The 24305-nt window shown below is 68.3% G+C and carries 29 protein-coding genes and 1 tRNA gene; 15 read left to right on the top strand and 15 right to left on the bottom strand.

All coding sequences use genetic code 11. The features are described 5' to 3' along the window. Window position 1: 1 nt before the first annotated feature. The 3 genes from PSR88_RS21040 to PSR88_RS21050 are packed head-to-tail and all read right to left on the bottom strand — an operon-like array spanning window position 2 to window position 2951. Window positions 2-769 carry an SDR family oxidoreductase gene (locus tag PSR88_RS21040; protein WP_016884456.1) on the bottom strand — a complete coding sequence of 256 codons (768 nt, stop codon included), beginning with the start codon at window positions 767-769 and terminating at the stop codon, window positions 2-4. Further along, window positions 766-1506: a fumarylacetoacetate hydrolase family protein gene (locus tag PSR88_RS21045; RefSeq protein WP_009477207.1), complete on the bottom strand. Its 741-nt coding sequence runs from the start codon at window positions 1504-1506 to the stop codon at window positions 766-768. The genes PSR88_RS21040 and PSR88_RS21045 overlap by 4 nt, the downstream gene beginning before the upstream one ends. Then, complete coding sequence (locus PSR88_RS21050) at window positions 1503-2951, bottom strand: MFS transporter (protein WP_016884457.1); 1449 nt, start codon at window positions 2949-2951, stop codon at window positions 1503-1505. The genes PSR88_RS21045 and PSR88_RS21050 overlap by 4 nt, the downstream gene beginning before the upstream one ends. 208 nt (window positions 2952-3159) lie before the next feature. Between PSR88_RS21050 and PSR88_RS21055 the strand changes: the two genes are divergently transcribed. From PSR88_RS21055 to PSR88_RS21075, 5 genes are all read left to right on the top strand, one after another. Next, window positions 3160-4233, top strand: coding sequence for a D-2-hydroxyacid dehydrogenase (locus PSR88_RS21055; RefSeq protein WP_016884458.1), 1074 nt, complete (start codon window positions 3160-3162; stop codon window positions 4231-4233). A 99-nt stretch (window positions 4234-4332) separates the two neighbouring features. Beyond that, on the top strand, window positions 4333-5571 hold the full coding sequence (locus PSR88_RS21060; protein ID WP_011596626.1) for a cation:proton antiporter: 1239 nt from the start codon (window positions 4333-4335) through the stop codon (window positions 5569-5571). Beyond that, on the top strand, window positions 5568-7136 hold the full coding sequence (locus PSR88_RS21065; protein ID WP_011596627.1) for an MFS transporter: 1569 nt from the start codon (window positions 5568-5570) through the stop codon (window positions 7134-7136). The genes PSR88_RS21060 and PSR88_RS21065 overlap by 4 nt, the downstream gene beginning before the upstream one ends. Window positions 7137-7238: 102 nt before the next feature. Further along, window positions 7239-8552, top strand: coding sequence for a serine hydrolase domain-containing protein (locus PSR88_RS21070; RefSeq protein WP_009477212.1), 1314 nt, complete (start codon window positions 7239-7241; stop codon window positions 8550-8552). 76 nt (window positions 8553-8628) lie between these two features. Further along, window positions 8629-9432, top strand: coding sequence for an NAD(P)H-binding protein (locus PSR88_RS21075; RefSeq protein ID WP_016884459.1), 804 nt, complete (start codon window positions 8629-8631; stop codon window positions 9430-9432). A gap of 16 nt (window positions 9433-9448) precedes the next feature. Here PSR88_RS21075 and PSR88_RS21080 read toward each other — a convergent pair whose 3' ends face one another. The 5 genes from PSR88_RS21080 to PSR88_RS21100 all read right to left on the bottom strand — a co-directional run bounded on the left by PSR88_RS21080 (window position 9449) and on the right by PSR88_RS21100 (window position 12163). Beyond that, entirely contained in the window at window positions 9449-9880 is a 432-nt protein-coding gene (locus PSR88_RS21080) for a nitroreductase family deazaflavin-dependent oxidoreductase (protein WP_011596629.1), read from the bottom strand. Window positions 9881-9933: 53 nt separating this feature from the next. After that, window positions 9934-10086: a hypothetical protein gene (locus PSR88_RS21085; protein ID WP_011596630.1), complete on the bottom strand. Its 153-nt coding sequence runs from the start codon at window positions 10084-10086 to the stop codon at window positions 9934-9936. A gap of 119 nt (window positions 10087-10205) precedes the next feature. Continuing rightward, the gene (locus PSR88_RS21090) at window positions 10206-10475 is read right to left on the bottom strand and encodes a hypothetical protein (protein WP_009477216.1); all 270 of its coding nucleotides are present in this window, start codon (window positions 10473-10475) and stop codon (window positions 10206-10208) included. Between the two features lie 123 nt (window positions 10476-10598). Next, the gene (locus PSR88_RS21095) at window positions 10599-11003 is read right to left on the bottom strand and encodes a very short patch repair endonuclease (RefSeq protein ID WP_009477217.1); all 405 of its coding nucleotides are present in this window, start codon (window positions 11001-11003) and stop codon (window positions 10599-10601) included. A 14-nt stretch (window positions 11004-11017) separates the two neighbouring features. Then, window positions 11018-12163 (bottom strand): DNA cytosine methyltransferase, encoded by a 1146-nt coding sequence (locus PSR88_RS21100; protein WP_037197889.1) that lies wholly within the window; start codon window positions 12161-12163, stop codon window positions 11018-11020. Window positions 12164-12343: 180 nt separating this feature from the next. On the opposite strand from PSR88_RS21100, the gene PSR88_RS21105 reads away from it, so the two are divergent. Both PSR88_RS21105 and PSR88_RS21110 read left to right on the top strand, forming a co-directional pair. After that, window positions 12344-13441 carry a hypothetical protein gene (locus tag PSR88_RS21105; RefSeq protein ID WP_016884462.1) on the top strand — a complete coding sequence of 366 codons (1098 nt, stop codon included), beginning with the start codon at window positions 12344-12346 and terminating at the stop codon, window positions 13439-13441. Further along, a complete protein-coding gene (locus tag PSR88_RS21110; protein ID WP_011596633.1) occupies window positions 13438-14025 on the top strand; it encodes a putative glycolipid-binding domain-containing protein in 588 nt (195 codons plus the stop codon). The genes PSR88_RS21105 and PSR88_RS21110 overlap by 4 nt, the downstream gene beginning before the upstream one ends. Before the next feature lie 51 nt (window positions 14026-14076). Here the strand turns inward: PSR88_RS21110 and PSR88_RS21115 are convergent, their stop codons facing one another. Beyond that, window positions 14077-15045 carry a prephenate dehydrogenase gene (locus PSR88_RS21115; RefSeq protein ID WP_011596634.1) on the bottom strand — a complete coding sequence of 323 codons (969 nt, stop codon included), beginning with the start codon at window positions 15043-15045 and terminating at the stop codon, window positions 14077-14079. 49 nt (window positions 15046-15094) lie between these two features. Here PSR88_RS21115 and PSR88_RS21120 point away from each other — a divergent pair, with 49 nt between their 5' ends. The 6 genes from PSR88_RS21120 to PSR88_RS21145 all read left to right on the top strand — a co-directional run bounded on the left by PSR88_RS21120 (window position 15095) and on the right by PSR88_RS21145 (window position 18220). After that, a complete protein-coding gene (locus PSR88_RS21120; RefSeq protein ID WP_005248749.1) occupies window positions 15095-15634 on the top strand; it encodes a tRNA adenosine deaminase-associated protein in 540 nt (179 codons plus the stop codon). 11 nt (window positions 15635-15645) lie between these two features. Beyond that, window positions 15646-16104, top strand: coding sequence for a nucleoside deaminase (locus tag PSR88_RS21125; RefSeq protein ID WP_005561213.1), 459 nt, complete (start codon window positions 15646-15648; stop codon window positions 16102-16104). A gap of 138 nt (window positions 16105-16242) precedes the next feature. Continuing rightward, the gene (locus PSR88_RS21130) at window positions 16243-16434 is read left to right on the top strand and encodes a CsbD family protein (protein ID WP_016884463.1); all 192 of its coding nucleotides are present in this window, start codon (window positions 16243-16245) and stop codon (window positions 16432-16434) included. Window positions 16435-16489: 55 nt separating this feature from the next. Further along, a tRNA-Ser gene (locus tag PSR88_RS21135) sits at window positions 16490-16580 on the top strand. Between the two features lie 91 nt (window positions 16581-16671). Then, on the top strand, window positions 16672-17466 hold the full coding sequence (locus PSR88_RS21140) for an SDR family NAD(P)-dependent oxidoreductase (RefSeq protein WP_011596638.1): 795 nt from the start codon (window positions 16672-16674) through the stop codon (window positions 17464-17466). 70 nt (window positions 17467-17536) lie between these two features. Then, a complete protein-coding gene (locus tag PSR88_RS21145) occupies window positions 17537-18220 on the top strand; it encodes a YceI family protein (RefSeq protein ID WP_011596639.1) in 684 nt (227 codons plus the stop codon). Here PSR88_RS21145 and PSR88_RS21150 read toward each other — a convergent pair. Next, window positions 18152-19120, bottom strand: coding sequence for a sterol desaturase family protein (locus tag PSR88_RS21150; RefSeq protein WP_016884464.1), 969 nt, complete (start codon window positions 19118-19120; stop codon window positions 18152-18154). The genes PSR88_RS21145 and PSR88_RS21150 overlap by 69 nt on opposite strands. 168 nt (window positions 19121-19288) lie before the next feature. Here PSR88_RS21150 and PSR88_RS21155 point away from each other — a divergent pair, with 168 nt between their 5' ends. Continuing rightward, window positions 19289-19705, top strand: a complete 417-nt coding sequence (locus tag PSR88_RS21155) for a VOC family protein (RefSeq protein WP_016884465.1) — start codon at window positions 19289-19291, stop codon at window positions 19703-19705. Window positions 19706-19742: 37 nt separating this feature from the next. Continuing rightward, the gene (locus PSR88_RS21160; protein WP_009477226.1) at window positions 19743-20240 is read left to right on the top strand and encodes an RrF2 family transcriptional regulator; all 498 of its coding nucleotides are present in this window, start codon (window positions 19743-19745) and stop codon (window positions 20238-20240) included. Here the strand turns inward: PSR88_RS21160 and PSR88_RS21165 are convergent. The 5 genes from PSR88_RS21165 to PSR88_RS21185 all read right to left on the bottom strand — a co-directional run bounded on the left by PSR88_RS21165 (window position 20206) and on the right by PSR88_RS21185 (window position 24204). Further along, entirely contained in the window at window positions 20206-20958 is a 753-nt protein-coding gene (locus PSR88_RS21165) for an IclR family transcriptional regulator (protein ID WP_011596642.1), read from the bottom strand. The two genes, PSR88_RS21160 and PSR88_RS21165, sit on opposite strands and share 35 nt — an antisense overlap. 15 nt (window positions 20959-20973) lie before the next feature. After that, complete coding sequence (locus PSR88_RS21170) at window positions 20974-21933, bottom strand: PDR/VanB family oxidoreductase (protein ID WP_016884466.1); 960 nt, start codon at window positions 21931-21933, stop codon at window positions 20974-20976. 15 nt (window positions 21934-21948) lie between these two features. Beyond that, window positions 21949-22164: a hypothetical protein gene (locus tag PSR88_RS21175; RefSeq protein ID WP_009477229.1), complete on the bottom strand. Its 216-nt coding sequence runs from the start codon at window positions 22162-22164 to the stop codon at window positions 21949-21951. An 18-nt stretch (window positions 22165-22182) separates the two neighbouring features. Beyond that, complete coding sequence (locus tag PSR88_RS21180) at window positions 22183-23253, bottom strand: aromatic ring-hydroxylating dioxygenase subunit alpha (RefSeq protein WP_016884467.1); 1071 nt, start codon at window positions 23251-23253, stop codon at window positions 22183-22185. A gap of 135 nt (window positions 23254-23388) precedes the next feature. After that, window positions 23389-24204 (bottom strand): class I SAM-dependent methyltransferase, encoded by an 816-nt coding sequence (locus PSR88_RS21185; protein WP_009477231.1) that lies wholly within the window; start codon window positions 24202-24204, stop codon window positions 23389-23391. Between the last annotated feature and the right edge of the window lie 101 nt (window positions 24205-24305).

The raw sequence follows: 24305 nt of genomic DNA on the forward strand, positions 1-24305 counted from the left end.
CTCACACCACCGATGTCATCCCGCCGTCGATGAAGATCACCTGACCGTTGACGTACCGGGAACCGTCCGACGCCAGCCACACCGCGGGACCGACGAGATCGTCCGGGGTGCCCCACCGGCCTGCCGGCGCGCGGCCGCGGAGCCACGAGTCGAACTCGGGGTCGTCGACGAGGGCCTGCGTCATCTCGGTGTGAATGTAACCGGGCGCGAGGCCGTTGATCTGCAACCCGGACGCCGCCCATTCGGCCGTCATCGCGCGGGTCAGATTCCGCAGTCCGCCCTTCGCCGCGGTGTACGGCGCGATGGTGGGCCGGGCCAGGTCGCTCTGCACCGAGCAGACGTTTATGATCTTCCCGCTCCCGCGGGCGATCTGGCACCGTGCGACCGCGCGCCCGACGAGGAAGGCGCTGGTGAGGTCGGTGGTGAGCACCCTGTTCCAGTCGTCGAGAGTGACGTCGAGCAGCGGCTGACGGTGTTGCAGCGCAGCGTTGTTCACCAGAATCTCGATCGGCCCGACCTCCGATTCGATCCGTTCGACGGCGTCGGTCACCTGATCGGGATCCGTGACGTCGAACGCGTACGCGTGGACGCGGGTCTCGCCGAACTCCTCGCGGAGGCGCTCACGTGCCTGCGCGAGGCGCTCACCCGAAACCCCGTTGAGGACGATCGTGGCGCCCGCCTCGGCCAGGCCGCGCGCGAGTGCGTAGCCGATTCCCCGGCTCGAACCGGTGACCAGGGCGATGCGCCCGGACAGATCGAAGAGATTCACAGCGCACGCACCGGGTTGGCCAGCGTGCCGATACCGTCGAGCGTGATCTCGGCACGGTCACCTGGTTCGACCGGGGCGAGCGTGAACGGGCAACCCGTGAGCACGACGTCTCCCGGCCCGAGGGTCAGATACCGGGTGAGATGGACCAGTTGCTCGGACACGTTCCACGCGAGCTGCCGCGTGGACGCCTCCGCCACGGTCACGCCGTTGACGCGCACGGTGATCGGAACGTCCCCGGAGCCGAGATCCGTCTCGATCCACGGTCCCAGCGGGGTGAAACCGTCGCCGTGCTTCGCCTGGGTGAGCTTGTCGTCCAGCGCTATCTGCTCGACGGCGGTGACGTCGTTGCCGATCGTGTACCCGAGGATCGCGGACGGGACGTCCTCCGGGCGAAGCCTGCGGCACGTGCGGCGGATGACGACGGCCAGTTCGCCCTCCACGTTGACCTGCCCCAGCCCCTCGTCGACGACGATCGGATCCTCGGGGCCGATCACCGTGCGCGTCGACTTCATGAACGCCTGCAACGGCAGGTCGCGATCTCCGGGTGCGCCGTTGTGGGCCATCCCGAGCAGGACTCGCGGTTCGGCGGGCGCGAGCAGCCGTGCGCCGTCGAGGTCGTGTGCGGGTCCGGTGAAGGTCGGTGTGTCCGCGTACGGATCCGCCACCTCGTGCCAGCGACCGTCGCGCAGGCACACCGGCCGCGGTCCCGATTCGGTGGCGATGCGGGCCAGTCTCATGCGTCGACCCGCGCCTTCGACTCGGCGGCCGCGACATCCGGTCCGTGGACCGGGTCGGCCATCGCATCCCAGGCCAGCCCGAGGCCGCGGCCACGGGTTTCGGGTGTCACGAACGTGGTGGCGAACGTGATGACACTGAGGATCAGAACGTAGATCGCGAGCGGCACCCACGAGTTGTTCAGCAGCGACAGCAGCAGTGCGCCGACGAAGGGGGCGATGCCGCCTGCGAGGATGGCGCTCGTCTCCCGGGCGACGGCGACGCCGATGTAGCGGTGGCGATTTCCGAACAGTTCGGGCAGGGCCGCGCACTGCGCGCCGAGCATCACGTTGACGCCGATCCCGTAGCTGACCGCGAGCGTCGCCACCACGAGGTACGGGTTGCCGAGTGAGAGCAGCCACCACGACGGGACCGCGAGGACGAGCTGCAGCGCCGCACCGAACCGGTACACCCGCATCCGGCCGAAGCGGTCCGACAGCGCGCCCGAGAACGGGATGACGAGCATGCCGATGGCGGCGCCGCAGGCGATGGCGAGCGGTCCGATCGACTTGCTGACACCCACCACCGTCGTCACGTAGCTGATGCCGAGGGTCTGGAAGATGTACGAGCCGCCGTTCTCGGCCATCCGCAGGCCGATGCCGCGGAGCACGCTGGGCATCGAGCTGCCGATCAGTTCCCGGAACGGGCTCTCACTGATCTGATCCTGCTTCTCCAGCTTGATGAACGTGGGGCTCTCCTGCATGCGGAGCCGGATGAACACGGCGACCGCGATGAGGAAGACCGACGCGAGGAACGGCACCCGCCACACCCAGGCGAGGAGGAGTTCGCGATCGATCTGGCCGAGGATCGCGAAGACCCCGGACGCCATCAGGGTGCCCACCATGATCCCGACGAACGGGAGTGCGGAGAAGAATCCGCGGCGCTCGGTGGGCGAGTACTCCGCCATCAGCGTTGTGGCACCGGCCTGTTCGGCGCCCGCGCCGAAGCCCTGCAGCAGTCGCAGCGCGACCAGCAGGATCGGGGCCCAGATGCCCACCTGCGCGCCGGTCGGCAGAACGCCGATGAGCGTGCTCGCGCCGCCCATGATCGCGATCGTGATCATCAGGACGGCCTTGCGTCCGAGGCGGTCCCCGAGGGCGCCGAAGAACAGGCCGCCGACGGGCCGGGCGAGGAAGCCGACGGCGTACGTGCCGAAACTGGCCATCAAGGCGGCCGACGCACCCATGGCGGGGAAGAAAAGCTGGCCGAAGATCAGTGCCGACGCCAGGCCGTAGAGGGCGAAGTCGTAGTACTCGAGCGCGCTGCCGATGGAACTGGCAAGCGTCGCGCGTTTGAGGTTTGCGGCGTACTCCGGGTCGTCGGAGGCGCGCACCGGTGGGGTGGAATGGCTGCTGCCTTCCGGCATCTTCGAGTCTGCGCCTACTTGAATCTTCGATTCTGGGGACATCTTCTGCTCCGTTGTGGGACGGGACCACGTCGAGCGCGGTCACAAACAGGTCGGTGTAGTGACCCAGGTCACTGGCGTGTCGAGGACGATACCGCGCGGACGGCTATTTGTCATACATAACTGAAAGTGTTGACTGAATCACATGATTAGTGCAGAGTTTTTGATCTGAACACATGGTCAGCAACGGCCCGTACCGGAGGAATCTGCAGTGAGCGCACACGACCCGAAGCCACTCGACGGGCGACTCCGCGTCGTCGCCGCGACCCCCGTCAGCGAAGAGCTCATCAGTCTCGTCACCCGGGCGGAACCGCGCATCGACTTCATCCGTGAGCAGGACCTGCTGCCGCCCTCCCGATTCCCGGGTGATCACTCCGGCGATCCGTCGTACTCCCGGACCGCGGAGCAGCAGCAGGCCTTCGACGACCTGGTCGATTCGGCGCACGCCCTGTACGGCGTGCCCGACGAGAATCCCGCGGCACTGACGAGGACGGCAGGCGTCAACCCCGACCTCCGCTGGGTGCACACGATGCCCGCCGGCGGCGGGGCCCAGGTGAAGGCGGCCGGGCTCACCGACGAACAACTCGACCGCATCGCATTCAGCACCTCCGCCGGTGTGCACGCGGAACCGTTGGCCGAGTTCGCCGTCTTCGGCCTGCTGGCCGGCGCCAAGACCCTCCCGCGGCTCCTCGCCCAGCAGCGTGACAAGGTGTGGAGCGGCCGCTGGGCCATGGGAACCGTGTCCGGGCAGCGCATCGTCATCGTCGGACTGGGCAGCATCGGCCGTGCGACGGCGCTGAAGCTGAAGGCCCTCGGCGCCACCGTCGTGGGAACGAGCAGGCGCGACACCGCGGTCGAGGGCGTCGACGAGATCGTCCACCCCGACCGGCTGGCCGACGTGGTCGGGGACGCGGACGGCATCGTCGTGACGCTTCCCGGAACCAGCGCCACCGAAGGCCTCGTCAGCGCAAAGGTATTCGGCGCCGTCAAGCCCGGAGTCACGGTGGTGAGCGTGGGCCGGGGCACCGTCGTCGACGAGGTCGCCATGACCGCCGCGATCGAGGACGGGCGGGTCGGGTTCGCCGCGCTGGACGTGTTCGCGTCCGAGCCCCTGGCATCGGACAGTCCGCTGTGGGCTCACCCGAACGTGCTGGTCAGCCCGCACACCGCGGCGTTGAACCCCGCGGAGGATCGCCTCATCGCGGAACTGTTCGCGCGCAACGCCACCCGGTTCCTCGACGGCGAGGAACTGATCAACCGCGTCGACACCGTCGAGTTCTACTGACGCTTCCGGCGTTCATCCCTCACGGATGATGTCTCGTCGCCCCTGCTCTGTGAGGCTCGAACGCAGTGCTGTCCGGTGGTTCGAGAGACGGGGTGATGCATGCCTTCCGTGGGAGCCTCGCTGTTCTGGATCGTGGCATGCGCCGTGATCGCACCGCTGCTCGCCGGGATGTTTCCCCGGAAGCTGGTGCCCGAGGTCGTCCTTCTGCTCGTCGCCGGGATCGTCATCGGCCCTCACGTCTTCGACATTGCGGTCGAGGGCAGCGAGATCGAGTTGCTGCGCGACCTGGGTCTGGGTCTGCTCTTCCTGCTGGCCGGGTACGAGATCGACACGGCCGAGATCACCGGTCGCGGCGGCAGGCGGGCCCTGCTGACGTGGCTGGTCTCGCTGGCCCTGGCGTTCGCTGTGGTGTCACTGCTGAGCATCGTCCACGTGGTCGACGCCGGAACCGCGGTGGCCATTGCCATGACGTCGACAGCGCTCGGCACGCTGCTCCCGATCCTTCGTGACGCGGGCGCCCTCGACACCCGGCTGGGCCGGACGATCCTCAATCACGGCGCGTTCGGCGAACTCGGACCCGTCGTCGCCATGGCGGTTCTGCTCGGCTCCCGAGGGTCGGTGGCGTCCATCGTGGTCCTCGGACTGTTCACGGCCGCGGCGGTGCTGGTCGCGTTCATCCCCGCCCGCGTGCGGCGGGAGGGTTCCCGGATCACCGCGATCATCCGGTCGGGATCGGAGACGACGTCGCAGACGACGGTCCGGCTGACCATGCTGCTCCTCGTCGCGCTCACCGTGCTCGCGGCGTCGTTCGGGCTCGACACGATCCTCGGTGCCTTCGCGGCGGGATTCATCCTGCGGCGGGCCACACCCGAAGGCGACGAAACGCTCGAAAAGAAGCTCGACGGCCTGGCGTTCGGGTTCCTGATCCCGATCTTCTTCGTGACGTCCGGCATGGCCATCGACGTCGCCGCGGTGGCGTCCGAACCCGGCGTCCTCATCGCGTTCGTCCTGCTGATCCTGCTGGTCCGGGCAGGCCCGGTCTACGTCGCCGGGAGGTTCGACCGGGGTGCGAACGGCACGGATCCACCCTTCACCGCCCGCGAACGCACCCAGCTGGCGCTGTACGCGGGAACCGGCCTGCCGCTGATCGTGGCCGTCACCGGAGTGGCCGTCGACTCCGGTGACATGACGTCCGCCAACGCCTCCGTGCTCGTCGCGGCCGGCGCGATCACCGTCCTCCTCTTCCCGCTCGCCGCGTCGCTGCTCGCGTCGAGCCCCGAACCGGCGGCCGATACGGCGGGTCCACGAGGAGACCAGAACCCCGGGAGCAGGCAGTGACTCGAACCGAAACGACGCAGGCGCCGGCCCGAGCGACGCTGATCCTCGCGACCCTGATCCTCGTCGCCGCCGTCGCCAACCTGAACCTGTCGGTCGCGAACGTCGCGCTCCCCGACATCGGCCGGGCCTTCGACGCGAGTCAGACGCAGCTGAACCTCGTCGCCGTGGCGTACTCACTCGGGCTCGCCGCGTCGGTCCTCTATCTGGGGGCACTCGGCGACCGCTACGGGCGTAAACAGATGCTGGTGCTCGGCATGGCGCTGTCGCTGCCGGCGTCGGCGATCGCGGGATTTGCCGGGAACTTCGAAATACTGTTCCTCGCACGTGTTCTCGGCGGTGTATCCGCCGGCCTCGCGTTCCCCACCACGCTCGCGATCATCACCGCACTGTGGTCGGGACCGCCCCGGACCAAGGCGATCGCACTCTGGTCGGCCCTCGGTGGTGCGATCTCCTCGCTCGGGCCGATCGTGTCGGGCGCGCTGCTCGAGCATTTCCATTGGGGCTCGGTGTTCCTCGTGACCCTTCCGCTCGCCGCTCTCGCCCTCGTCGCCGCCATCCTGTGGGTGCCCGCCCACGTCAACGAGACGACCGATCCCGTCGACAATCTCGGCGGCATCATCTCCGTCGTCTTCATCGCCGCCCTCATCCTCGCGATCAATTTCGCGCCGGTGGACGGCTCCGGGGCGCTCGCCATCGGTCTCGGGTTGATCGCGCTCGCCGCGGGAGCCGCGTTCTTCCTGCAGCAACGACGGGCGGCGCACCCGCTGTTCGATCTGCACGTCGCCGCCCGCCCGACGTTCTGGGTGGCCGCCGTCGGCGGGGTGATCGTGTTCGGCGCGTTGATGGGTGCGATGTTCATCGGGCAGCAGTTCCTCCAGAACGTGCTCGGATACTCCACGCTCGCCGCCGGTTCCGCGATCATCCCGGCCGCCGTCGCGATGGTCGTCGTCGCACCCCGCTCCGCGAAACTCGTCGAATCACACGGCGCCCGGTTCACACTGCTGCTCGGCTACCTGTTCGTCGTCCTCGGACTGGTTGTCGCGCTGGTGTGGTGGGACGAAGACGCAACCTTCTGGTGGGTGGCGCTCGCGTACGCGTTCGTGGGCATCGGGGTCGGGTTCGCCGGGACCCCCGCGTCGCGGTCGCTCACCGGTTCGGTGCCGGTGTCGCGGGCGGGCATGGCGTCCGGCACGTCCGACCTGCAACGCGACCTCGGGGGCGCGATCATGCAGTCGATCCTCGGCGCCGTGCTCACCGCCGGTTACGCGAAGTCGCTGTCGGCGACCATCGCCTCGTCGCCGGACGCCAGCCAGATCACCCCGGAAACCCAAGCGGCGCTCACGAAGTCGTATTCCAGCGCCGAAGTGCTCGCGGAACGCTACCCGCAGTACGCCGAGCAGATCATCGCCGCCGCCCGCAACGCCTTCCTCGACGGCGACGATCGCGCGTACCTCGCCGCGATCCTGGTGGTGTGCGCCGGGGCCGTGGTGGTGTTCTTCTTCTACCCGCATCGCGACGAGGAGAAGCGACTGCTGGCCGAATACGCGACCGACAGAGCGCAGTAGGGCGAATGTATCGCCGGTCGCCTCAGAAGCGCCGAAAGGTACATTCGCCCGGCGGTCGCGGAGTAAGTTCCCGGGAGGGGCACCTCGACGACGGGACGCACGATGACAGCTCAGGTCGTGACCAGGACGAATCGGCGACGAGGCCTCGCGGCGGCCGCAGCGGCACTGCTGCTGGTAGTGCCCGCGGCGTGCTCCGACGACTCCTCCTCCACGGGCACCTCCGCTACCTCCACGACGACGCAGGCGGAATCACCGAACGCCGGGGCCGACGCGCAGATCGACCCCGGTGTCGCGGACCGACTCGACGAGGCGATCGAGAAGACGATGTCGATGGCGGCGATTCCCGGCGCGATCGTGGGGGTGTGGGGGCCCGACGGCAATTACGTGAAGGCGTTCGGCGTCGCCGACAAGACGACGGGCGCGCCGATGGAGACCGATTTCTTCCACCGAATCGGCAGTGTGACAAAGACGTTCACGGTCACGGGACTGTTGCAGCTGGTCGACGAAGACAAGGTTGCGCTCGACGACCCCATCTCGAAGTACGTGGAGGGTGTGCCGTTGGGTGATCAGATCACGCTGCGCGAACTTGCCCGGATGCAGAGCGGGCTGGCGAACTACTCCGCCAACGAGGACTTCCAGAAGGCGTTGCTCAGCGACCCGCAGGCCGCGTTCACCCCGCAACAACTGCTGGGTTACGCGTTCGCGCAGCCCGCGACGTTCCCGCCGGGGCAGGGATTCGAGTACTCCAACACGAACACGACCCTGCTGGGACTTGTCATCGAGAAGGTCAGCGGACTGCCGCTCCCGGACTACGTGACGCAGAAGATCGTCCAGCCACTGAAGATGGCGGACACGAGCTTCCCGACCACCAACGCGTTCCCCGAACCGCACGCGCAGGGCTACACCGAGCAGACCTTGGACGACAAGGAAGCCGTGGCCACCGACTGGAATCCGTCCTGGGGATGGGCGGCGGGCGCGATGATCTCGACCCTCGACGACCTGCACATCTGGGCGCCCGCGCTGGCCACCGGCACACTGCTGCAGCCGGCCACACAGGCGCAACGGCTCGAGACGGTCAACGCACCGGGTCTGGCATCGGACGTCGGCTACGGGTTGGGCATCTTCGACGTCGCCGGCTGGATCGGGCACAACGGCAGCCTCCCCGGGTATCAGACGGTCTGCGTCTACTTACCCGAGCAGGAGACCACCCTCGCGATCATGATCAACACCGACGTCCCCTACCAGGGCAGCGAACCGAGCACCGCGCTGGCGGGGGCCGTCACGGAGATCATCTCGCCGGAACACATCTACAAGCTCAGCGCCGGAGTGCAGAATCCGGACGCGTCGACCCCGGCCACGCCGACGCCCTCGGAGACCCCGGCGACGTCCTCGACGTCCGCCCCGCCGACGAGCTGACCCCATGTGAGTGGCAAAGCGTGCGCGAGCACACTTTGCCACTCGCATGCCCTCCCGCGGCGGTAGCGTGCAGGGCATGACGATTCTCGTGACGGGGGCAACCGGGAACATCGGCAGAATGCTCGTCGACCACCTGCTCGCGCGGGGTGCGACGGACGTCCGGGCCCTCACGAATCATCCTGACAAAGCGCAACTTCCGGACTCGGTCACCGTCGTCGAGGGATACCTCCGCAGGCTCGGCAGCCTGCCCGCGGCGTTCGAGGGCGTCGATTCTTTCTACCTCGCACCGACTCCCGACACCGCCCCGGACGCGCTCGCCCTGGCGAAGCAGGCCGGGGTCCGGCACGTCGTCGACCTGTCCGGTCCCCACGACGGCCATTGGGGTGACGTCGCACGGGCCGTCGAGGCGTCCGGCATCGAGTGGACGCACCTGTGGCCCGGCGAGTTCATGGAGAACGCGGGAATCCTGGCACCGCAGATCACCGCGGGAGATACCGTGCGTGAGCCGTACCCAACGGCGGCGAACGCGCCGATCGCGATGGACGACATCGCCGAGGTCGCGGCCGTCGCCCTCCTCGAGTCCGGGCACGTCGGCGCGTCGTACGAACTCACCGGTCCCGAGACGATCACCCGCGCCGAGCTCGTCCGAGAACTCGGCGCCGCCCTCGGCCGGAACATCGAGTACCGGCAGGTGTCGCTGGACGAGGCCGTCGACGTCCTGACGCCGGCGATGGGGGAGTACGCCCGCTGGTACCTGGAAGGGATGGCGAGCCTGGTCGACGCTCCCCAGCAGGCGAACCGGCTCGTCGAGCAACTCACCGGACGCCCCGCGACCACGTTCGCGCAGTGGGCGTCGGCGCACGTCGACGAGTTCCGCTGACGTCGTACCGGCCGAGTCAGCGGTTCGGGGTGAGCGCGATGACGGGAATCGGCCGGTCCGTCTTCTTCTGATACTCGCTGTACCGGCCGTGGTTGATCGCATTCATCGTCGCCCACATCCGGTCGTACTCCGGGTCGCCCGGCACAACCTTCCGCGCCACCACGGTGATGCGGTCGCGGCCCACTTGGATCTCGCAGGTCGGCGCGGCCAGCACGTTGTGCATCCACGCGGGCGACGTAGGCGCACCACCCTTCGACGCGACGACCAGATAGCGTGCGCCGTCACGGCCGTACGTCAACGCGGACGTCCGCGGCTTCCCGGACTTGCGGCCGACACTGTGCAACAATAGGGTCGGCATCCCGAACAGCAACCGATGCCCCACCCATCCGCCGCTGCGTTCGTAGACGAACTGATGCAGCTGAAGGGCTTTCACGAACAAGTCGGCCACGGTGTCCTCGTCTCGGCACTCGGAACAGATCGTGCCCACACAGTAGACCGTCGTCAGGCCCGGCGAACCGCGTGCAGAACGGTGTCGTGAACGGTGACGGATTGCCCCTCGGGGTCGCGCGCCTCACGCGAGGGTGCCGCCGACACCAGGATGTCCCACTCCTCGGCGTCCAGTACGGCAGCGACCTGTTCCGGTGTGAACAGCATGTCGGGAACATTGGGCCGCCCGACGGACGTCTCCGGATCGGAAGGGTGATGTCCGACGACGAGAAGCCGCCCGCCTCTCGGACCGCTCCGGCCAGGCGACGGTGCAGGCCGGCAACCGGCTACGGGCTGGGGAATGTGTAGATGCGGCAACCGCTCATGTTCGCCGCCGACACGACCCCGTCGGCACGCGCGTAGTCGCCCTTCGATGCAAGGTTGTTGGCGAGGGCGGCCTGGTCGTCGCAGAAACTCTGGTCCGTCGGGTTGGCTGGGGGGTTGCTGATGTAGGTGTCGCCTGGGGCAGCCACGGCAAAGGTCGCCGGACCGACGAGTGGGACGGCCGCTGCTGCAAACGCAATGGAGGCCGCCGCGACGATACGGCGGATCATCATGCGCCTCCGAAGGTGGTTCGAATGGTTGCTGTGACACCATCCTGCACCGATCGGCGGCGGGCGACCATACCCCTAGGGGTGGAAAATTCAACACCTCGACCGCCGCCGCCGGCGAAGCGGGGGTCACGCGTCGCCGAGAGCTTCCTGGACCCTGTTCGCCGCGACCACCGGATTCTCGTGCTCCCAGACCCGCACCACCGTCCACCCGGCGTCGGTCAGCCTCGTGTCGGTGTCACGATCGCGGGTGACGTTCCCGGCGAGTTTCTCGGCCCACCACTGCGCGTTGTTCTTCGGGAACGTGGCGTGCTGCGGGCAGCTGTGCCAGAAGCACCCGTCCACATACACGGCCACCTTCCGCCGCGGAAACACCAGGTCGGCGCGCCGCCGGACACCCTTCATCGGCGCCCGGTCCACGTAGTACCGGACCCCGCGCCGGTGCAGTTCCCTGCGGAGTGCGAGTTCGGGTGCGGTGTCGCGACGCCGCTGCGCCCGCATCCGGGCGCTGGTCGCGGGATCGGTGGCGGGCATCGCGGCTCCGTCCGCTACGCGGCGGCCTCGGGGAAGCCGCCCATACGGTCGAGGTGGCTCTCGACGTCGTCGATGAACCCCGGAACGAAACGCAGATTGCCCATCCGCGCCCGCTTCAGGAAACCGGCGGTCGCGCGGGCCGACAGCAGCCGGGTGTCCTCGAGGAATCCGCTGAGATCCTCGTACGGTTCCTGCACCGGCCACGTCGAGGTGTGCACCCGGAACGCCTGACGATTGCTGCCCCACGCTGCCACCGGCCACGCGTCGCCAGGCTTCAGCGGCGTCTCGATACCCCGCTCGTAGTCCGCAGGCTCGAGCAGACGCCGACCGACCCACGACGCCATCCGCACACTCACCGCGTTACCGACGAGCTTCCACCGATGACTGTTCCGCAATCCGGGGACCAGCGCGGCGGGCGCCGTCCAGTCCGGGTCGAAGCCCTGCAGGCGTTCGGCGTCCACGAGCCCGGGCGTCACGATCTCGCCCGACGGCAGTCGCACGGCGGGCGGGCTCGCGATACCGACGGACGAACCACCCTTCAGCGTCGGAACCGCGTTGACCGCCCACCCGAGGCCACGGGTGCCCTCGGTCCAGTAGAAACCGCACGGGAAGTCGGCATGGTCGTCGACGGGGCGTTCCCCGGCGTCCTCACCGAACAGCACCGCCCGGGGGTCCTCGGTGCGCGAGGCGAGCATCAGGACCCGCTGACGGCGCTGAGGGAGCCCGAACGCGCGCGCATCGACCACCCGGTACGCCCACGTGTAGCCGAGGTCCTCGAGAGCGTCCGTGATGTGCCTCATAGCCGCCCCGCGACCCAGCTGCAGCATGAACGGCACGTTCTCGATCAGGAGCCAGCGCGGACCCTTCTTCCGCTTCACCAACCGGAACACCTCGTCGACGAGGCCGGAACGCGAACCCGTGATACCGGCCGTCCGGCCCGCCTGCGAGAGGTCCTGGCACGGGAAACCGGCGGCGACGAGTTCGATGTCCCGGGGGAGAGAACGCAGCTTGGTGACATCGGAATGCACAGGGACGTCCGTGAATCGGGTACGCAGAACCGCCTGGGCGCCCGGGTCGATCTCACAGAGCAGTTCGGTGTTCCAGCCGTGCTCTCTCAGACCCAACTCGAGCCCGCCGATACCGGCGAACAGGCCCACCATGCTCCCGGTTGACGTCACGGCACCCTTCCTCACGAACCAGTCACCCGAGAACGTTACTCGAGATCTGTGCCTGCTTTGACCAACGACCCGTGAGTACTTATTAACCGCGGGGGGTTAACAAGTACTCACGGGTGGCGAAGCCACATAGACTTCCTGTAGGTGGGAGCACAGGGAGGCGCCATGATCTCGGGTTTCCGGAACCGGCCGCACCTCCTGCGCGACGCCCAGGGCAGCGGCCTCGTCGAAGCGTTCGTCATCATCGGGATCGTCACGATCCTGCTCACCCGCGCCTACCTTCACCTCACCGGTTATCCACAGGTCGGGGGCTCGTCGCTGCACATCGCGCACGTCCTGTGGGGCGGACTCGGCATGGTCGTGGCGCTGGTGACGGTGTTCTCGTTCCTCGGGATGAAACCGCGCGTCCTGGGCGTCGTGATCGGCGGCATCGGGTTCGGGTTGTTCCTCGACGAGATCGGCAAGTTCGTCACCAAATCCAACGACTACTTCTACCGGCCGTCCGTCGCGATCATGTATGTGGTGATCGTCGTGTTGCTGCTGGTCAACCGGTCGCTGCACGACGTCCGGCCGCCGACCCCGACGGAGGACGTCGCCAACGCCGCCGCCATCGCGCTCGCCGGCCTGGACCGTGGTCTGGACCGCGCACGCCGGGAGCAGGCGCTGGCGCAGCTGCGCCGGGCGACCGCCGCGGGCGCGGACGAGGCGACGCTGACCTCGGTCCGGGATCTGCTCGCCCACTGCCCGGACCGGAACGGCCGGACCGTGCCCACCGCGCGGGAGCTGGCCCGGCGCGCGACCCCCGCGTTCGCCAAGGGGCCCGGCATGCTCTGGACCGCGGCCGTGCTCCTCACCCTGTTCTCCACCCTGGGACTGCTCAGTGCCGTGATCACACTCGACGACGACCTCCGCGGCGACGAAGGAACGGACATCACGACGGTCGGCCAGCTCACCGGGTCGGCGATCGCGTTCGTCCTGTGCTGGTCGGCGATCGTGCGACTGCGGAGCGGGAAGCTGTGGCCGTTGCAGTTCCTGCGGGCCGCGGCCCTGGTCACGGTGCTGCTCACCGAGGTGTTCGACTTCGTCGCCCAGGAGTTCGGGGCACTGCTGAACGTGGCGGTCGGACTCGGCGCGCTCGTTGTCTTCTCGTCGCGCATCGCGGTCACGGAACGAGCCCGGGCACTGGCTCTCGACAACTCTGCTACAACGAAACTCGGCCCGTTGCCACCCCGGGAGCCGTCGTCGCTTACCGTAGACAGGTGAGCATCCAAGCCTCCGGTGCCTCGACCTGGCCCGCAGTACTGACGTGGCGGGCGGACAACGCACCCCGAATGGAATCGGTGCGCGTCCAGCTCAACGGCGACCGCATCAAGGCAGCAGGCCGGATCATCGGCGGCGAGTGCCCCGAGCATCCGGCGTTCAGCGCGTCCTACGACCTCGTCACCGACGAAAGCGGAATCACCCGCAGGCTGTCGCTGCGGACGTCCGTCGCGGCCGGTGAACGGCAGATGTCGATCAGCCGGGACGAAGAGGGCACGTGGATGGTGGAGCACGGCGCCAACCACCAGCGGTCCACGTTCGACGGCGCCCTCGACGTCGACATGGTGCTCAGCCCGTTCTTCAACGCCCTGCCCATCCGGCGGTACGGACTGCACCTCGGATCCGAGGACGTCGAGGTCCCCGTCGTCTACGTGAACCTCCTGGACTTGCGGGTCGAGGGCGCGATCCTCACCTACAGCAGCGGTCCGGACGGCATCCACGTGCTGTCGCCGGTGTCGAGTTCCTCGGTGACCGTCGACCGCGACGGGTTCATCATCGACTACCCGGGCCTGGCCGAACGGATATAGGCGGCGCAGCCGCCCGTGCGTGGTTGACGAGTCTCTGGACTCGTCGAGCACTCACAGGCGGCGGAGCCGCCCTCCCCGCCGACCCGCATCACGCATGTCGTCGATCCAGCCTTCGCGGCCGGGAACGATGCCGGTGATCTCCCACGTCTCCTGGTTGTCGTACGTCAGGCGTGCGGTGTGGCCGGCCTCGACGAGCGTCGCCGTCGACGACTGTTCCGCCAGTTCGGTCCGCGCGTCCTGCAGCAGTACCAATGCTTCGTCCAGGGCGATCAGCAGGGCGTCCCGGTTGCCTTCGCACATGGCCCGGACGAGTCCGGGCGCGCTGCCCGCCACGCGGGTGCCGTCGCGGAACGAGCCGGCCGCCAGGCCCAGGGCCAGCGGTCCGCCGCGGGCACCGGTGATCGCGAGGGTCTCGGCCAGCAGGTGCGGCAGGTGCGAGATGCGCGCGACCGCCCGGTCGTGTTCGGCGGACTCGGCGGGCACGACGACGGAACCGCAGTCCAACGCGAGTTGCGCGACCTGTGTCCAGATGGCGGGGTCGACGCCGTCGTCGGTGCCGACCACCCACACGGCCTCCCGGAACAGGTCGGCGCTGCCGACGCTCCACCCGGACGCCGACGTTCCGGCCATGGGGTGCCCGCCCACGTAGCGGTCGGCGAGTCCCTGGCGGGCTGCCGCCGCCGCGACCTCCGCCTTGACGCTGACGACGTCGGTGATCGAGCAGTTCGATGCGTACAGGGCGATCGCGGTGAGGGTGGCGGCGACCGCGGGCACGGGGACCGCGATCACGATCAGCGCCGACTCGGCCGACGCGCGCTGGAGTACCGCGACCAGATCGGTGTCGGCGTCGAAACCGTCCGCCCGGGCGGCGTCGACGGACGGCGCGGATCGGTTGTGACCCCACGCTTCGCGGCCCGCCCGGACCGCCGCACGCAGCAGTGAACCGCCGATCAAGCCCAGGCCGAGCACGCACACCGGAGGTGCGGAAGGGGTATCAGACACCCGAACAGGTTGGCACATTCGAGTGCGGACTTCATTTACCGGCACCCCGCGGGCTACCGTTGCGCTCATGGGTGCACAGCGCGCGGAAAACAACAGCGCCTCCTCGGATCGGGCAGAGGATCTGGAGGGCTTCGGTGTCGCGGTAGTACACGAGGACGGCCGGTGGAAGGTCAAGGCCCTCACTTCGGCTGCTCTGACCAGTCTCAGCGTCGCGGAGGAGGAGCTTCGGGCCCTCCGTAGCGCGGGCGCGTTCTTCGGTCTGCTGGACGTGGACGACGAATTCTTCGTCGTGCTCCGGCCTGCGCCGTCGGGAACGCGTCTGCTGCTGTCCGACGCCACCGCGGCCATCGACTACGACATCGCCGCCGACGTCCTCGAGGCGCTCAACATCGAGGTCCCGGACATCGACCCGGACGAACTCGACGACATCGAGCCGTGGGAGGAGGGTGACCTGTCGCTGCTCGCCGACCTCGGTCTGCCCGAACCCGTTCTGGCTGTCATCACGTCCGAGACGGACCTGTATCCCGACGAGCAGCTCGGGATGATCGCGCAGCGGCTCGGGTTCACCACGGAGCTGGCCGGGGTTCTCGACAAGCTTCCCCGGTAGTTTCACGCGCCGTGACTCTTCAGGACGACGAGCGGATGATCCGCGCGGCGATCGAAGCGGCCCGCGCCGCCACCGACGCCGACGTGCCCGTGGGTGCGGTGGTGTTCGACGCCGACGGTGTGGAGGTGTCGCGGGCCGTGAACTCGCGGGAGGCGATGTCGGATCCGACGGCGCACGCCGAGATCATCGCGTTGCGGGCCGCCGCGCGGGTATACGGCGACGGGTGGCGCCTCGAGGGGGCGACGCTCGCGGTGACGCTGGAGCCGTGCACGATGTGCGCGGGTGCGCTCGTGCTGGCCCGGATCTCCCGGGTGGTGTTCGGGGCGTGGGAGCCGAAGACCGGTGCCGTCGGCTCACTGTGGGATGTGGTCCGCGACCGCCGTCTCACCCACCGACCGCAGGTCAGGGGCGGTGTTCTCGAGGACGAATGCGCCGGCATCCTCGAAGACTTCTTTCGTGAGCGGCGCTGACCGGTTTCAAACTCTTTCGTGGGGTACTCGACACAATGTGGCCGGGTCCGCATGACCCGTGCTTCTCTGGAGACAGGCGCCGACGAGGCGCCGCCGGACCCGTCCCCGGGTTCGAAATCGGATTCACGGAGGTATCTCGTGGGAATCGCAGACAAAGCTTCGAACAAGGCGGAAGACCTCAAGGGCCAGGCGAAGGAAGCCACCGGCAAAGCCACTGGCGATCAGGACCTGCGCGACGAGGGCAAGGCCGACCAGGCGTCCTCGGCGGTGAAGGATGCCGGCGAGAAGGTCAAGGACACCGCCAAGAACCTCAAGGACAAGCTGACTTAAACGGCTTCACCTGGCGATTTCGGGCTCGGGCGTCACATCCGGTAAAGTCACCGGCGGTGGCGTGTCCGAGCGGCCTAAGGAGCACGCCTCGAAAGCGTGTGACGGGTAACCCCCGTCCGAGGGTTCAAATCCCTCCGCCACCGCCAAAGCTCCCCACCTGCACACGCAGGTGGGGAGTTTTTGTGTATCCGGGCCGGGAATGTTCGTTAGCGTGTCCTGGAGGGAAGGGGCACCGACATGCGCATCGACTCGACGGGCAGAACGGCGCTGGTCACCGGATCGACGCAGGGCATCGGCGCCGCGATCGCAGCGGGCCTCGCCCGCTCCGGCGCGCGGGTGGCGATCAACGGCCGCACCGAGAGATCCGTGGGCGAGGCGATCGAACGACTGCGGGCCGAGGTCCCGGACGGCGAATTCGTTCCGGCTGCCGCCGACGTCACGACGGACGAGGGCGCGCGGCGGGTCCTGGAGATCGTTCCGAGCGTCGACATCCTGGTCAACAACCTCGGGATCTTCGGCTCCCAGCCGGCCCTGGAGATCGACGACGACGAGTGGCGGCGCTACTTCGAGGTGAACGTGCTGTCCGCGATCCGGCTGACCCGCCTGGTCCTGCCCGGCATGGTCGAACGGTCCTGGGGCCGGGTCCTCGACATCGCCAGTGACTCCGCGATCGTCATTCCCGCCGAGATGATCCATTACGGGATGTCGAAGACGGCGCTGCTGGCGGTCTCGCGGGGATTCGCGAAAGAGGCGGCGGGGACGGGTGTCACGGTCAATTCGGTTCTGGCCGGCCCAACCCACACGGGCGGTGTGGAGGATTTCGTCTACAGCCTGGTCGACACGGACCTGCCGTGGGACGAGGCGCAGCGCGAGTTCATGAAGAAGTACCGGCCGCAGTCGTTGCTGCAGCGCCTCATCGAGCCGGAGGAGATCGCGAACATGGTCGTCTACCTCAGTTCGGCGCAGGCGTCGGCGACCACCGGTGCCGCGGTGCGGGTCGACGGCGGCTACATCGATTCCATCGTCCCGTGACCGCCGGTTCACAGCACTCTCGCAGGTCGTACCGAGTGACATCCATTGAAGCTGCAACTAGCCTGATCTCATGAAAAAGCTGTGGTGGTTGGTCGGCGCAGTTGTCATCGTCGTGATCGCGGTGCTGGTGGGACCGTGGTTCTACGGCCAATTCATCGCAGAGGACGACGCACCGGCGGCCTCGGTGTCGACCGAGGGTGCGGAGGCGGCCACCGGATCGGTCGACGGGCAGTGGACCGTCACACCGGGTCAGGGCTCCAACCAGACTGCGGCGGGGTACACCGTCCACGAGATCCTCAACGGCGCGAGCGTCACGGTGGTCGGGTCGACCGCCGACGTGACCGGCAACGCGACCGTCGAGGATGAGAAACTCACCGCGGGCGAGGTGACCGTGCAGGTGGCGACCATCGCGACCGATCAGTCCCGCCGCGACAACCAGTTCCGCGGCAACGTCATGGACACCGGGACGTTCCCGACCGCCACGTTCACCGTCGATTCCCCGGTCGATCTGTCCGGGCTGCCTGCGGACGGCTCCGTGGGAACGGTCTCAGCCCAGGGCACGCTGACGCTCAAGGGGCAGTCGCGTCCGGTGACGGTCGACATCGACGTGCTGCGTTCCGGCGACGACCTCATCGCCTCGGGCAGCATCCCGGTCACCTGGACGGACTTCGGTGTGACGCCGCCGTCACTGGGCTTCGTGACCGTGGACGGCAACGGCACGGTCGACTTCCTGGTCAGCTTCGCGCGTTCCTGACGGCGCCCAGCCGGGCGGCCCGAACACGTAGCCCAGCTTGTCGCGCCACGACGACGCCCGGCGCCAGTCGCGGACGATGGCACCGTATTCGCGGGTCTGCAGCTTCCAGATGCTGTAGGTGCCCACCGGTGTGGTGAGTCCGTAGGTGGGGCGGTGGGTTTCGGGTTGGAACGTGCCGAACATCCGGTCCCACACGATGAGGATGCCTGCGTAGTTGCGGTCGAGGTATTCGGGGTCGCAGCCGTGGTGAACGCGGTGGTGTGAGGGAGTGTTGAACACGAACTCGACGGGCCGGGGCAGCGTGTCGATGCGCTCGGTGTGGACGAAGAACTGGTAGACGAGGTTCACGGAGAATCCGATGAACACCATCCACGGCGGAATGCCGATCAGCGGCAACGGAATCCACATCAGGATTTCGGCGCTGTTGTTCCACTTCTGGCGGAGCGCGGTGGAGAAGTTGAAGTACTCACTCGAATGGTGTGCCTGGTGGGTGGCCCAGATCAGGCGGATGCGGTGCGCCATCCGGTGATACGCGTAGAACAGCGCGTCGACGCCGAGGATGAGAATCACCCACGTGTACCAGGCGTCCGCTGGTAGGTGCCACGGCGCGACGTACACCCAGATGGCGGAGTACCCGATCAGGGCCAGTAGCTTCCAGAACGTGGTCGTCAGGATTGACACGGCGCCCATCGACACGCTCGCCCGCGCGTCGCGGCGCTCGTAACCGCCGCGCACCGGGCGGGACCGTCCGTCGGGGTCGAACGTCGCGTCCTCGAGGTGCCGGGCCGCGAACCATTCGATGGCGAGGAACAGCACGAACGCCGGGATGGCCAGCGTCACCGGCTCGTGCAGGGGCGTCAGCAGCGCCGCATTCCACGCCGACGTCACGGTCTCCCACATGCTGCTTCCTCCACACAAGACGATCGTCCAGTTCAATGTACCTCGGAGTGACACGCATCACTATCCGCCCCGATCCGAACAGGGAAATAAAAGTGATCATGAGATGCGCACTTTGCCGCGAAGAATGAATTTCGTCAGCACGAACCGGATCAGGCGAAAGGACTCATCATGTTGCGAGGACTCACCACCGTCAGCCTCTTCGCCGACGACATCCCGGCGGCCCGCGAGTGGTACTGCGCCCTGCTCGGTATCACCCCGTACTTCGAACGCCCCGACTCCGACAACCCGGCGTACATCGAGTACCGGATCGGGGATTACCAGCACGAGCTCGGCATCATCGACCGTCGATACGCCCCGCACGGAGCCGCGGACGGCCCGTCCGGCGTGGTGGTGTTCTGGCACGTCGACGACGTGACCGCCGCCGTCGAGAAGCTGCTGTCGATGGGGGCGAAAGAGCACGAGCCGCGCACCGAACGAGAGTCGGGATTCGTCACCGCCTCCGTCGTGGACCCGTTCGGCAACATCCTCGGCGTCATGTACAACCCGCACTACCTGGACGTCCTGGGTTCGCGCGGCGAAGCGTGAGTTGCCCGTTTTCATACTTGGATGGTAGGAATTCGGTGTGCACATCACCGCAAAGGTGGACTACGCCGTGCGGACGCTGATCGAACTCGCCGCTGCCGGGCCGTCCCCGTCCAAGGCCGAGTTCCTGGCACAGTCGCAGACCATTCCGCACAAGTTCCTCGAGGCCGTCCTCGCCGACCTCCGGCGCGGGGGACTGGTCAACAGCAGACGCGGACCCGACGGCGGCTACTGGCTGGCCCGGCCCGCCGAGGACATCACGATCGCCGACGTCATCCGGACCGTCGAGGGTCCGCTGGCGTCGGTGCGGGGGGAGCGCCCCGAGGACGTCGACTACTGCGGGCCGGCCGCCAAACTGCAGGATGTGTGGATCGCGGTGCGGGTGAACCTGCGCGCCGTGCTCGAAAACGTGAGCCTCGCGGACGTGGCGAACGGGCAGCTGCCGGGTTTCCTCACCACCCTGACGTCCGACCCGGGGGCCTGGGAGCGTCGCACCCGGCCGGCTACGACGGCTGACGAGGGCGCAGCGCGCGGCTGATCGTCCGGCCGGCCGCACGCACCAGCGGGACCAGCGCGTTCAGTGACGCGTTCTCCGCCGACACCACCAGCGACACAGCCGCGACCGCCGCTCCGGGACGCTCGAAGATCGGGGCCGCGACGGAGACCGCGTCCATGGTCACCTGACGATCACTGATCGCGACCTCGGATCGGCGGATCTCGGCGAGTGTCCGCCGCAGAACGACGGGGTCGGTGACGGTCCGGTCGGTGAACTTCTCGATCGGCCTGCTCAGCACCTGCTCCTGCACGTCGGCGGGCATGTACGCGAGCAGGGCGAGGCCGATGCCGGACGCCGTCAGCGGGAACCTGCCGCCGACGCGGGTCTGGACGGGCACGGCCTTCTGTCCGGCGATGCGTTCGACGAACACGACCTCGGTGCCCTCGGCGATGCCGAGCTGGACGTTCTCCCGCGTGATCTGCGACAGGTCCTCCATCACCGGCATCGCCAGTTCGCGCAGCATCGTGCCGCGCGGGGCGAGCGAGGCGATCTCCCACAGCTTGAGCCCGACCGTGAAGCGGCCGCTGCTGTCACGTTCGAGGGCGCCCCATTCGATGAGGTCGCTGGTCAGCCGGTGCACGGTGCTCAGCGGGTACCCGGACTTCCGCGACAGATCGCTGAGGGTCAGCCGCGGCGTGGACGGGGTGAAGAGCTCGAGGAGCCGCAAGGAGCGAATGGTCACCGATCCGGTGATCGCCATTGCTCGTTCTCCGTCTCACAGTTCCAGCGTCAGACGTGGACAGCTCGCACGCGAGACGCAGATCATCATGGTGTCGTTGGCAGCCTGCTCGTCCGCTGTGAGCAGGGAATCCCGGTGATCGACAGTACCGCCGAGCACGGCCGTCTCGCAGGTTCCGCAGGTCCCCTCCTCGCAGGACGACAGGACCTGGACGCCGGCGGCGGTGACGGCCTGCAGGATCGACTGCTCGGGTGCCACCGTCACGGTCTTGCCGCTCAGCCTCAGCTCCACCTCGAACCCCTCGGCCCGAACCGGTTCCTCGAGATCCTTCGCCGCGAAGCGCTCGATGTGCAGCGTGCCGGACGGCCAGCTGTCGCAGTGACCGGTGACGGCGTCGAGCAGCGGGGCGGGCCCGCAGCAGTAGACGAGGGTGTTCTCCCGGACGTCGCCGAGCAGCCCCGGTAGGTCGATGAGGCCGTGCTCGTCCTCGGGGTGGACCACCACCCGGTCGCCGAACCGCTCGGCGAGTGCGTCGGCGAACGCCATCGAACTGCGGCTGCGTCCGCCGTAGACGAGGGTCCAGTCGGCGCCGGCGTTCTCCGCGGCGTGCGCCATGGTGAGGATCGGCGTGATCCCGATGCCGCCCGCGACGAACACGTACCGCGGTGACGGCTCGAGCTCGAAATGGTTGCGCGGTCCCCGGACCGTGACGTGGTCGCCCTCGCTCAGCTTGTCGTGCACGAACTGCGAGCCGCCGCGGCCCATCGCCTCCCGCAGCACGGCGACGCGCCAGGTCCCGATGTCGGCCGGGTCGCCGCACAGCGAGTACTGGCGGGTGAGCTCCGGCGTCAGCACCAGATCGATGTGCGCACCCGGCGTCCACGCGGGCAGGGCGGCGCCGGACGGGTCGCGGAACTCCAGGACGACGACGCCGTCGGCGCCGGTGGTCTTGGAGGTCAGCTCCAGCTCGAGCACGGGTTCGGGTGGGATAGGCATGGCGGTCTCTCCGGGTCAGACGGGAACGGGAGCGGATTCCGGCGCCGCGGGCAGCGGCGTGGCAGGCGCCGGCGGATCGGCGGGGTGGTGTCCCTCGGGGTGGGCGAGCAACCACTCCCAGAGGGCGGCGGGTTCTTCCGCCACGTGGCGCGCGCCGCAGTGGCACTCGCCCTCGAGCAGGTCCGACCCCGGAAGCCAGACGATGCGCATCACGTTGGCCCCGCGGAGCATCCTCGTCGGTTCCACGGCTCAGCCCACCGCCGCGGTGACGGCCTGCGGCGCGTCGACCAGCTTCTTCAGGATCCGCCGAGCGCCGAGGCCGCCGGCGTCGATGTTGATCGACAGCTCCTGGTAGCCGTCCTTCTCCGTGTCGAGCGCCTTCTGCAGAATGTTCAGCGCCACGACGTCCTGCATCACGACGGTCCGGTTGTTCTCGGCGAGGAACGTCGTGACGGCGTCGTCGCCGAGTGCGAAGTCGCGGGCCACGGCCCAGAAGTCGAGGGTGGAATTCTCCGTCGACGGGGTGATCGCGTAGACGATCTCGCTGTGGAACGCGTGCGGGTCGGAGCCGTCGTCGCCGGGCAGGGGCGCGCCGATCGGGGCGATGCGGCTGTGCAGCAGGTACAGGCACGGCGGCGTGTACTCGATGTCCTGCCAGCGGGTGATGCGTCCCTCGATGCCCGTGGACTTGGAGTAGAACGGCGGGCACTCGGCGTCGTCCATGTGCCGGGACACGTAGATGACGTTCCGGTCCTCGTCGATCTCCGTGGTGATCGGGGTTTCCGCCACCTCGGGGGTGCCGATGTAGCCGCCGTGCAGGTACGTCTCGTGCGACAGGTCCATCAGGTTGTCGACGAGCAGGCCGTAGTTGCAGTCGATCGGTTCCATGCCGCTGACCACGGTGTAGTCGGGGGAATCCATCCACGGCGCGCGGGGGATGCGCGTCGGGTCGCCCTGCTGGGGGTTCTGCGGGTCGGCGATCCAGACCCACACGAACGAGTCCTGCTCGACCACCTGGTACGAGCGCAGCCGCGCGGTGCGGGGGACGCGTGCCTGGCCGGGCACGAACACGCAACCGCCGTCGCTGCCGTAGGTGAAACCGTGATAGCCGCAGACCACCTTGTCGCCGTCGAGCCGGCTCGGCGCTTCGGACAGCGGGTAGCGGCGGTGCACGCACCGGTCGCTCATCGCGACGGCCTCGCCGGCCTCGGTCCGCCAGAACAGGATCGGCTCCTCGCAGATGGTGCGGGAGAACAGTTCGCGTCCGACCTCACGGCCGTAGGCTGCGACGTACCACTGGTTGCGGGCGATCGTGGACATGGGGCCTCCGGAATATGCTGGGCTGCTGCGTTATTCGTGACGACAGACTCGGTGGTGCGTCAGCGTCGTCTCCACCACTGTGCGGCACCGGAGGTGATCCACCACACTCGGTTTCCGAATGTCGGAAGGGTTTCGTCAGGGCTTGCGAACGAGGTAGGCGAACATCGTCACCGACATGTGGAAGTCGCCGCTGCGGGCGGCGGCGTTCAACTGGTCCAGCAGTGCGGCGCTCTGCGCGTCGGTGATTGCCCCCTCGGCGATCGCCGCCGCGGTCATCATCTGGACGAGTGGGCCGGTCACGTCGCCCGGATCCTGGATCAACGCCTCCGTGCCGATGTCCTCGACGACGAGCCCGGCGGAGGTGAGCTGCCCCGGGAGCAATCGTCCGGAGTGCGGGTTCGCGGTGTGCGACAGCATCACGTCCATGATCTTCTGCAGGACCACGGGATCGCCGGGGTGCATGATCGCGGTTCCCCAGTCGCTGTCGACGATGACGCCGCGCCCGCCCGGTCGCAGAACTCGGGCCACCTCCGCCGCCGCGCGATCCGGTTCGCTCAGGTGCTGGAAAACCCGCTCACTCCGCACGACGTCGAGGCGGTCGTCGGGGAACGGCAGCGAGTAGGCGTCGCCGATTACGAACTGCGCCGTCGAGCCCTCCTCCTCGGCCCGCTCCCGGGCGAGGAGGGCCATACCGGGATTGGGATCGAGCCCGATCGCGCGACCCGACGCGGTGACCGCGGCGGCGAGGGCCCGCGTCTCCGACCCTGTGCCCGATCCGAGGTCGAGTGCGCTCTCGCCCGGCTGCACGTGCAGGGCGGCAAGCGACCACTCGCGCAGTCGCCGGATTCCCGGGCGCGCGGCCTGCAGGTCGAGGACGGCGGCGAGTTGGTCCAGGGCGGCGCGGTCGATCTCGTCCGCCCGGAACGACAGCGGCGCCGTCGGATCGGACATGAATCCACCGTAACGCCGCGGTGACTCCCGACACAGTGCTGCGCGGACTGTGGGCAAGAACATAAAAGTTGCACTCTCGCGCAAATTTGCAGAGCCCTGCA

The sequence above is a fragment of the Rhodococcus sp. DK176 genome (assembly GCF_038447315.2).
Lineage (GTDB): Bacteria > Actinomycetota > Actinomycetes > Mycobacteriales > Mycobacteriaceae > Rhodococcus_F > Rhodococcus_F jostii_A.